The sequence below is a fragment of the Parafrankia colletiae genome (genome assembly GCF_001854655.1).
Lineage (GTDB): Bacteria > Actinomycetota > Actinomycetes > Frankiales > Frankiaceae > Parafrankia > Parafrankia colletiae.
On record NZ_MBLM01000088.1, the window covers coordinates 1 to 1,939 of the forward strand.

The 1,939-nt window shown below is 72.4% G+C and carries 3 protein-coding genes; all 3 read right to left on the minus strand.

What is annotated here, in order from left to right; all coding sequences use genetic code 11:
* Positions 1-265: 265 nt before the first annotated feature.
* Positions 266-628, minus strand: a complete 363-nt coding sequence (locus CC117_RS10165; protein ID WP_131803050.1) for a hypothetical protein — start codon at positions 626-628, stop codon at positions 266-268.
* Positions 629-798: 170 nt separating this feature from the next.
* The gene (locus CC117_RS10170) at positions 799-1,011 is read right to left on the minus strand and encodes a hypothetical protein (protein ID WP_071083497.1); all 213 of its coding nucleotides are present in this window, start codon (positions 1,009-1,011) and stop codon (positions 799-801) included.
* Positions 1,012-1,034: 23 nt separating this feature from the next.
* A partial coding sequence (locus CC117_RS10175) for a peptidoglycan recognition protein family protein (RefSeq protein ID WP_071083498.1) occupies positions 1,035-1,939 on the minus strand: 905 nt, incomplete at its 5' end.

The following is a 1,939-nucleotide window of genomic DNA, read 5'->3' on the forward strand; positions in this document are numbered from 1 at the left end:
CCGGCGGCACGGTTGTCGCGGTCGCGAACAGGGTCTCGCGAACGAGCCCGCCCGCCGGTGCGACGGTGTCGTCGTCCCCGCCACCCCCGCAGGCCGTGAGCGTGAGACCGGCGGCAAGCAAGACGGCGGCAAGGTTGCAGGTGCGGCGCATGATGGTCCCCCCCGAATTGTGACTGTGACGACGGGCACCTTACTGGGTGTGCGGGGGCAGGTACGACAACGCCCCGGCCCCTACGGGCGTGGGGCCGGGGCTGTTGTCGTGTTGTCAGAACGCCGGCTGGTCCGGCGCCGGCTCGGTCGGGGCCTCGTCGTCCGGGGTGACCTCCACCGGCTCACCCAGCGCGAAGCTGACGCCGGTCACATCGCCCGGGACGACGTCGACTGCGACCGACCCGCGGTAGGTCACCCCGGCGTCGGTCACGCCCTCGACGGACAGGACGGCGGTGCCGACGGTGCCGGTCGCGGCCACCTCGCCGGAGAAGCCGTCCTCCGCGACGGTGAGCGTCAGGACGTCCGGACGGTCGACGGTGAAGGTGGGCGCCGCGCCGCCGAGCGACACGGCGTTGCCGACCTCGTCGACACCGCTGATGCTGAACGGGATCTTCTTGTCTGCCTGAAGGGTGGCCATGAACTGGGCTCCTGTCGGGTTGCGGTTGGTTGAGAGAGGGGACGGGTGGACAGGTGGGAGCGGGCGCGGGCGATCGGCCGTGGGGCCGATCCGCCACAGCACCCGCGGGGGGTGCAGGCCGGGGATCCGCGCCTCGACGATCAAGTCGAGGTCGCCGAGTGGGATCCGCATCAGGCCCTGGACTCGGCGCGGATCTCGTCGACGGTGGCGGGGGCGTAGACCGACCGGCGGGTCACGAACGACGTGATCAGCAGCAGGATGATGCCGGCGACGCCGGTCACCCGGTCGGTGGTCGCGGTGTCGAACTGCCAGACCCCGATCACGGTCAGGAAGCCGATCACGTACTTGAGGAAGTCGAGGATGGCGACGGGTTCGTACCTCATGGAGTTCTCCTTCGGGGTGGGGTTCACGAGGTGCGCGTGGCGTAGATCGCGCGGAGCCGTCCGCCTGCCGCCTCCGCGAACGCGGCCAGCGCCACCGGGTCGGTTTCTGTGCGGATCGCGGCCAGGAGCCGCTCTGCGGTCAGCGGCTCGCCAGCCGGATGCTGCGCGAGAACCTGCGCCAGCTGCCGGCCCAGGGCGGCCACGCCGTCGGCGCTGGCCTTGGCGTGGTTGAACGTCTCCTGCGCGGTCCGCAGGGTCTCCCGGCTCGTACCGGGCCAGGTCGTCTGCCCGGGACCGGTGCCCTCGTTGAGCACCTTGCGCAGGGTGGCCTCGTCCATGTCGTCCTCCTCGGCTGCCGCCGGCCGGCTCGCTGATGTCGTGGGCCCGCCGGGCACGTCGGCGAGGATGTCGGCCCGCTGGGCTTTGCGGATCTCTCCAGGGCACCCGGGATGCGATCCCCAGGCCGTCCCGCCCATCCCGTGCCAGCCGAGCCCGGTCACGCCCGGGGATTCGGCGAGCTGGAGATCCCAGCCCCATCGGTCGTGGCCCCACCGGTAGAGCCGGGCGAGTGTGCCGAGCTGGGCGGCGGTGAGCCCCTCGCCCGGAAAGCCTTCGGTTTCCACCGAGTGCCAGTGGGCGTTGCCGGCGGCCTGCGCCCATGCGACCCGATCGGCGGGGACGTACTGCTCGATCGCGCCGGACTTCGCCACCCACCAGTGCGACGACGCCTTGACGTCGGCGCGGGCGAACCATCCCCAGGGGCTGTTGTCGCCTGCCTGGACGTGGAGGATCAGCCCGCGGGACAGAGTGAGCGTGCCGCCCATGTCCTGCGTGAGCGGCCGGCGGACGACTCCGGGCGCCCACAGCGTCTCCGGTGGCGGGGTGGCCCGGGCGACCGCCGCCGGCGGGACGAGCAGCGTCCGCATTG